Origin of the sequence: Vreelandella lionensis (assembly GCF_002087295.1) — a bacterium.
Classification (GTDB): Bacteria; Pseudomonadota; Gammaproteobacteria; order Pseudomonadales; family Halomonadaceae; genus Vreelandella; species Vreelandella lionensis.
The window spans coordinates 26,187-32,795 of the sequence record NZ_MWVI01000002.1; the positions used below are offsets into that span (position 1 = coordinate 26,187).

Sequence of the window (6,609 nt, forward strand, 5' to 3'; positions counted from 1 at the left end):
CTAACGCCCTGCCAACTGGGACATCGCGAATGACACAACGCTATCAGCGAGAGCACTTCTGGAATGCCATTATCTGGCCAGTTCTATGGCCATTATTACTGGTTCAGGCCGCGCTTGTCCTGCTATGTGTGTTGGTAGGAGCCGTTATCTGGCTAATGTCACCCAGTCAAGCGTCATGGGCAACCACGGTGTGGCTAATGCTTGCCCTTCTGTTGGGCAGCTGCATGAATGTAGGCGTTTTTTTAATGTTAATCAAAGCGCGGGGCAAGTATAAGGACACACTCTTCACGCAGGGGCTTAGCGAGCTTGAGCAGCGGATTGACGAGCTGCGCAGGAGGGTGGCCCTTAACTCTTTACCAGCGCTTGTTGAGCCGAAGGCCGATGAACAGCCCTGCCAGCGGCTTACCCTGGCGAACGACCAGCTAGAAGGGGTTATTCGAACGCTTGATAAAGCGGGTCATGTGGTCACACAGGCTGGTCATGCTAGGAGTGACCAAGCGTTGTTGGATGACTTGCATCACCAGCAGAAGCAACTCAAACATTTAATGGCAGGCAGAGAGCGGGCAAGAGAGGAGTCTCGGCTTAAATCAAGCTACCTAACGTTGATGCAACGAGAAGCCGATAGCCTTTTTGAGCACCTTGGCAGCATGCTAACGGAGGATGCGTCTGAGACCAGCCGCCAGAACGTTACCCACGTGCGTGAACGCCTTGCTGATATCCGCTCACTATTAGCTAATTTCGTGCAGCAGAGTGTGAATGAGACAAGCAGTGACGATTTATCAGGGGGCGGTGAGCACCGGCCTCGCGTATTGGTCGTTGACGATGGGCCGGTAAACTTAATGCTGGCGCGGCAAATGTTAGAGTCCCAGGGCCTTAAGGTGGAAGGTGTCAGTAGCGGTGAGCAAGCCCTAGAACGCCAGCAGTCCACTTTTTATGATTTAGTCTTTATGGATATTTTTATGCCCACTCTCGAGGGGCTTGAGACGACTCGCCGTTGGGGTAAGTTTGGGCAATCAAATCAAAAACAGCGCAGTTTGATGATTGCGTTGACCGCCAATGTCGATAACGCGGGCAGAGATACCTGCGAAGCCGCTGGAATGGATGACCTTCTAGCCAAACCCTATCAACCGGATACCTTGCATAGCATGATTAATAAATGGTTGCCTCACGCCCTGGAGAGGCCGAACCAATGACCTTTGCAGCCATTTTAGCCAGTTACTTGGCGCTAGGGGCAGTCGCTGGCACGATGGCCGGGCTATTTGGGGTTGGTGGCGGGATCATTATTGTTCCTGTGCTGGTGTTTGCCTTCGGGCTACAGGGCATTTCCCCTGAGATCACTATGCACCTTGCTGTTGGCACCTCGCTTGCCACTATCGTCATTACCGGCGCTTCTTCAGCCCTTGGGCATTTTCGTAAAGGTAGCGTGCATCGTGCTTGGTTTATGGCCTTGCTGCCCGGCTTAATGCTAGGCGCGATTGCTGGGGTGTTTATTGCTGATAACTTGTCGGGCACCGTGCTGGGTACGCTTTTTGGCGTCTTCGTACTTCTATTAGCTACCAAAATGGTCATCGGGCTTACGCCGAAACCCGGCACTATTGCCCCTGGAAAAGTAGCAATGACCATTGCGGGTGGCCTCGTTGGAGCGATTTCTGCGCTGTTCGGTATAGGCGGTGGTGCCATGACAGTGCCTTGGCTCTCTCGCTGCGGTGCCACTATGACACAAGCGGTGGGAACCTCTGCGGCCTGTGGCTTACCAATAGCAGTGGTAGGGGCGGTGGCCTTTATCGTGGTGGGGTGGGGGAACCCGCACTTGCCTCATTGGGCAACCGGATTTGTTATGTGGCCAGCATTTATCGGTATCGTAGCCACCAGCGTGCCGTTTGCCCGTATTGGCGTGCGTTTGGCCCATGTGCTGCCTGCCGATGTACTGCGTTTCTGTTTTGCTGCTCTGCTCGCTGTGGTGGGATTACGCTTCATACTGGCGTAATGGCGCTCTGGCACACTGTAGCGTTTCTTTTATTTGATTAGAGAAAGTGAATGATCAACTACCCAACGATAGACCCTGTCGCGATTTCCCTAGGCCCGTTGCAAGTACATTGGTATGGCCTAATGCATGTAGTTGGTTTTGTCGCTGCCTGGTGGCTGGGCTGTAAGCGCGCACCGCGTATCGGCTTAACTAAAGATGATATCGGCGATTTGCTCTTCTACTGTGCCATTGGCGTAGTCGCCGGTGGTCGCTTGGGCTACGCGCTGTTTTACGGATTAGAACAGTGGATGGCCGACCCGCTCTGGATCTTCCGCGTGTGGGATGGCGGCATGAGCTTCCATGGTGGCTTGATGGGCGTATTGCTGGCCGCCTGGCTATTTGCCCGCCGCAAGCAGTTGGCCTTCTTCACCCTCACCGACTTCATCGCCCCGCTCGTGCCGATTGGCCTGGGGGCTGGGCGCATCGGCAACTTCATCAACCACGAGCTGCCCGGCCGCGTGACCTCGCTTCCCTGGGGCATGCCCTTTCCCGGCATGGGCCCAGAGCCGCGTCACCCCTCGGCACTCTACGAAGCCGTATTGGAAGGCGCCGTGCTGTTCGTCATCCTCTGGTGGGTCTCGGCCAAACCTCGTGCGCGCGGGTTCATCTCCGGCCTGTTTCTGCTGGGCTACGGCGTCTTCCGCTTCATGGTCGAATTCGTCCGCATGCCCGACGCCCACATCGGCTACCTCGCCTTTGGCTGGTTCACCATGGGCATGCTCCTCACCCTACCCATGATTATTCTCGGACTCCTCCTGATGCTCTGGTCAAAAGGCAAGCCCATCGACGCCAAGGTATGATCTGGATGTGGCGCTCAGAGTATCCACCTAAACCTGTCTGTGGGAGGCCAATTTTATTGGGCGACTGTCCGGGCAGGCACTTGTGCCTGCATCATCGCGAGCTAAAGCTCCCTTCCACCACCCTTAACATAGACGTTGCCTTTAGGGCGGCCTAGAATACAGCCTCAAACTCGCTGTTAATCTGGAAACCTTGTGACTGCTACAACGCCTTCGCTTACCACGTCGAACGAATTGCCTGCGCTTGAACAGCCTTACCTGGACCTGATGCGCACTGTGCTCGAACAGGGCGTTGATCGCGGTGACCGTACCGGTACGGGTACGCGCTCGGTGTTTGGCCACCAGATGCGCTTCGATCTTTCCCGTGGGTTTCCGCTGCTGAGCACCAAGAAGCTGCAGCTGCGCTCCATCATCCACGAGCTGCTGTGGTTTCTGAAGGGCGATACCAACATCGGTTACCTGAAAGAGCACGGCGTGCGTATCTGGGACGAGTGGGCTGATGAAGAGGGCAACCTGGGCCCCGTATATGGCTACCAGTGGCGTAGCTGGCCGCACCCCAAGGGCGGCAGCGTGGATCAAATTGCCAATGTGCTAGAGCAAATTCGCACCAACCCGCAGTCGCGGCGGTTAATTGTCTCGGCCTGGAACCCAGGCCAAGGGGATTAAATGAAGCTGCCGCCTTGTCACTGTCTGTTTCAGTTCTAAGTCGCCAACGGGCGACTCTCCTGCCAGCTTTACCAGCGCAGTGCCGATATTTTTCTCGGCGTGCCGTTCAATATCGCCAGTTACGCGTTGCTGCTGAGCGTGGTGGCCCAGGTCACGGGCTTACAGCCGGGGGAATTCGTTCACACGCTTGGAGATGCCCACCTGTATAGCAACCATCTAGAGCAGGCGCAGGAGCAGCTAACCCGCACACCCATGCCACCGCCTAGGCTCGTGCTCAATCCAGAGGTCACGAACCTATTCGACTTCACCTTCGATGATATTCAGATCGAAAATTACGCGTCCCATCCGCATATCAAAGCAAAGGTAGCCGTATGAGTCAGCAAGCCACCGCCTATGAACCGCTGGTGCCCGTTGCGATGATCGTCGCCATGGCCAAGAATCGCGTCATTGGCGTCGATGGCAAGCTACCCTGGTACTTGCCTGAAGATTTGAAATTCTTCAAACGTATGACCCAGGCCAAGCCGCTGGTCATGGGACGTAAAACCTTCGCCTCCATTGGCAAGCCGCTGCCCAATCGTCTCAATATCGTCGTGACTCGGGATGCCCAGTTTAGTGCAGAAGGCACGCGCGTATGCCATGAGCTACCGGCTGCGTTAGCGCTTGCCGATCAGCAGGCGACAATCGAAGCGGCAGAAGAAATCATGGTCATGGGCGGCGGCGAGATTTACCGTCAAGCCTTACCGTTTGCCCAACGTCTCTACATCACGGAAGTCGATATAGAAGTGGAAGGCGATGCGTACTTCCCCGCGTTCTCGACGGAAGAGTGGCAAGAAGTTCAGCGAGTCGCCGGGCAGCCCGCAGAAGGGCAGTCAAATTATGACTTCGTCGTGTATGAGCGTGTCAACGACTGACCAAGGGCAAAGGAGGGGGTTATGGCCGCCAGCGTACTGCATCTACTAGAAACGTTAGAAACACGGCTCGAACAAAACAAGGCCGAACTCATTGCGCTGCGCGAAGAGAATCAGCAGTTGAAACAGCAGCTAGCCGCGCTATCGACTCGCGCCTCAGGGGAGCCTACGGCATCGCCCGCTGAACACGAGACCGATGTCGCGGCGGCAGAAGAAGTACCGAACGAAGCACCCGAGCACGTATCAGCGGCGGTCAGCGAGCCAGTAACGCCAGAAGCCGTCACGCAACCCTCGCCGCAAGCGTTATTGAAGCAGTGGTATCAGCGTTACCCACATGCCTTCTTCAAAAGGGCACACCAAACCCTTGAAAGTGGGGATTCACCAGGATTTGGCCGAGCGCGAGCCTTGGCCGAGTAAATTGATCCGTCGGGCGCTAGCCAACTACGTCAATTTGCCACGTTATATCAAATCCATGCGTGAAGGAGCAGAGCGTGTCGATTTAGATGGCCAGCCTGCCGGCAAGGTGGACAAAGAAGCCGCGAAACATGCCAGTGAGCGGCGACAAGAAGCGCCCACGAAAAAACGAATGGAGCGTCCGGCTCCCCCCGCGAAAAGTCGCACGAATAAAGCGCAGCCAGCCGCGAGTAACTCATCGCCAAACGATGAGAAGCTCCCCTCGAGAACGCCCGTTCCAGAAAAAAGTGAGCAGAAAAAGCCGCTTAGCATGGAAGAGAAACTAAAAGGCTTGCAGCAAAAATTCGAAGGCCGCTGAGACCCGAGTCCGTGTTGTGGGTTCCATAAAAAAACACAAATCGTAAAAAAACACTGTTTTTTTCTATTGCGTTCCCTGGAATCCCGGTATAGAGTTTGACCTGCGAGCATTGGACTATAACAAGGCTTTGTTGAGGACATGTCGCATACCACCGGGAAAAACCGGCGGATGAGAAAAAGAGCATGGCCCGCAAGCCACTTGCTGGCTTCTACGAAGGCCAGTAATAACGATCGAAACAGTAAGCTAGTTAAAGGAACCTATATCATGAAAAAGACACTTTTAGCGACTGCTGTCATTGGCGCCCTGGGTGCCTCTGCTGCCGCTCAAGCAGCGACTGTATATGACCAAGACGGCACTCGTCTGGACGTATACGGCCGTATCGCCATGGGTATCGAAGGTGGCGGCCCCGAGTACGATAGCAACGATAATTACCAAGATAACGGTGCAGAGTTTGTAGACGTTTATTCTCGTCTTGGTCTGCGCATGAGCCAGGAAGTGACGTCTGACCTGACGGCTTTCGGTCGTCTAGAATGGCGCTTTGATGGTGATGAGAACACCACCGATGGTGGTTTCAACGAACTTCGCCAGAGCTACCTGGGTCTGCAAAGCAAGCAGTACGGTACTTTCCAAGCTGGTAACTTTGACAGCTTCTACAGCCAGTTCGTATCTCTGCCGTTCGACGTTTACATCTTCGCTGATAGTGACCTAGAGTTCGCTGGTCATTCGAAGCAGTCTCGCGGCGACTCTATCGGTTACTATACACCCGACTTGAGCGGCTTCACCGCTTTCCTGCAGGCTAAGCATTATACTGCACGTGGTGCAGCTGATCCTTCTGCTGATTCTGAAGTGGCAGCTCAAGGTGGTGTTCGCTATGCACAAGGTCCAGTTACTATCGGTCTTGGTTTTGTTGATGACGTAGCGCGCATTGATGAGAATAACGCAGGCAATGGCGGTGGTAACGATGAAATGTTGTACGGCCTGATTGGTTCGTACGATGTAACTGATCAGTTCTCGCTGCGTTTGGGTTACGAAACCCGTGATGACAACGAAGTGCGGGGCGGTGGCTTCGACACCGTTGGCCTTGGTGGTACTTACACCACTGGCCCGTGGGCATTTGCTGCTGACATCTACGAAGTAGATCCGGATGGCGAAGAAAGCCGCACTTCTTGGGCACTGGGTACTTACTACAAAGTTTCCAGCAACTTCGACGTATTCGTAGAGCTGCAGCAGCCGGATCAGCAGTCCATCAACGTTACTCTTGATGGCTCTGACTCTGAAATCAATACTGATGGCGACGACATGTACTGGCTGACAGGCGCTCGTTACCACTTCTAAGCTTGGTTTAAACCACGCTTACGGGTGTAACCCCTGTAGACAAAATAGAACCGGCCCCTTTTAGGGGCCGGTTTTTTTATCAGTCAGCGCGGAAAACCGCTTACT

The 6,609-nt window shown here is 54.6% G+C and carries 7 protein-coding genes and 1 pseudogene; all 8 read left to right on the forward strand.

Translation table 11 applies throughout. The features are described from left to right. Nucleotides 1–245 precede the first annotated feature (245 nt). The 8 genes and pseudogenes from B4967_RS00140 (at nucleotide 246) to B4967_RS00170 (ending at nucleotide 6,504) form a co-directional block, all read left to right on the forward strand. Nucleotides 246–1,193: a response regulator gene (locus B4967_RS00140; RefSeq protein WP_340638654.1), complete on the forward strand. Its 948-nt coding sequence runs from the start codon at nucleotides 246–248 to the stop codon at nucleotides 1,191–1,193. Further along, the gene (locus B4967_RS00145; RefSeq protein ID WP_083022905.1) at nucleotides 1,190–1,987 is read left to right on the forward strand and encodes a sulfite exporter TauE/SafE family protein; all 798 of its coding nucleotides are present in this window, start codon (nucleotides 1,190–1,192) and stop codon (nucleotides 1,985–1,987) included. Before B4967_RS00140 ends, B4967_RS00145 begins: the two co-directional genes overlap by 4 nt. 50 nt (nucleotides 1,988–2,037) lie before the next feature. Then, nucleotides 2,038–2,826, forward strand: coding sequence for a prolipoprotein diacylglyceryl transferase (gene lgt / locus B4967_RS00150; protein WP_083022907.1), 789 nt, complete (start codon nucleotides 2,038–2,040; stop codon nucleotides 2,824–2,826). 192 nt (nucleotides 2,827–3,018) lie between these two features. Further along, a pseudogene (locus B4967_RS00155) lies at nucleotides 3,019–3,864 on the forward strand (thymidylate synthase). After that, nucleotides 3,861–4,400, forward strand: a complete 540-nt coding sequence (locus B4967_RS00160) for a dihydrofolate reductase (protein ID WP_044630810.1) — start codon at nucleotides 3,861–3,863, stop codon at nucleotides 4,398–4,400. Before B4967_RS00155 ends, B4967_RS00160 begins: the two are co-directional and overlap by 4 nt. A 21-nt stretch (nucleotides 4,401–4,421) precedes the next feature. Further along, nucleotides 4,422–4,814 (forward strand): hypothetical protein, encoded by a 393-nt coding sequence (locus tag B4967_RS18425; RefSeq protein WP_243470228.1) that lies wholly within the window; start codon nucleotides 4,422–4,424, stop codon nucleotides 4,812–4,814. Next, nucleotides 4,768–5,169, forward strand: a complete 402-nt coding sequence (locus tag B4967_RS18430) for a ProQ/FINO family protein (protein ID WP_243470229.1) — start codon at nucleotides 4,768–4,770, stop codon at nucleotides 5,167–5,169. The genes B4967_RS18425 and B4967_RS18430 overlap by 47 nt, the downstream gene beginning before the upstream one ends. 264 nt (nucleotides 5,170–5,433) lie before the next feature. Beyond that, entirely contained in the window at nucleotides 5,434–6,504 is a 1,071-nt protein-coding gene (locus B4967_RS00170) for a porin (RefSeq protein WP_083022908.1), read from the forward strand. Nucleotides 6,505–6,609: the final 105 nt, after the last annotated feature.

Coding starts and splice junctions, on each gene's coding strand:
- B4967_RS00140 (WP_340638654.1), top strand. CDS start 246: ATGTTAATCAAAGCGCGGGGCAAGTATAAGGACACACTCTTCACGCAG.
- B4967_RS00145 (WP_083022905.1), top strand. CDS start 1,190: ATGACCTTTGCAGCCATTTTAGCCAGTTACTTGGCGCTAGGGGCAGTC.
- lgt (WP_083022907.1), top strand. CDS start 2,038: ATGATCAACTACCCAACGATAGACCCTGTCGCGATTTCCCTAGGCCCG.
- B4967_RS00160 (WP_044630810.1), top strand. CDS start 3,861: ATGAGTCAGCAAGCCACCGCCTATGAACCGCTGGTGCCCGTTGCGATG.
- B4967_RS18425 (WP_243470228.1), top strand. CDS start 4,422: ATGGCCGCCAGCGTACTGCATCTACTAGAAACGTTAGAAACACGGCTC.
- B4967_RS00170 (WP_083022908.1), top strand. CDS start 5,434: ATGAAAAAGACACTTTTAGCGACTGCTGTCATTGGCGCCCTGGGTGCC.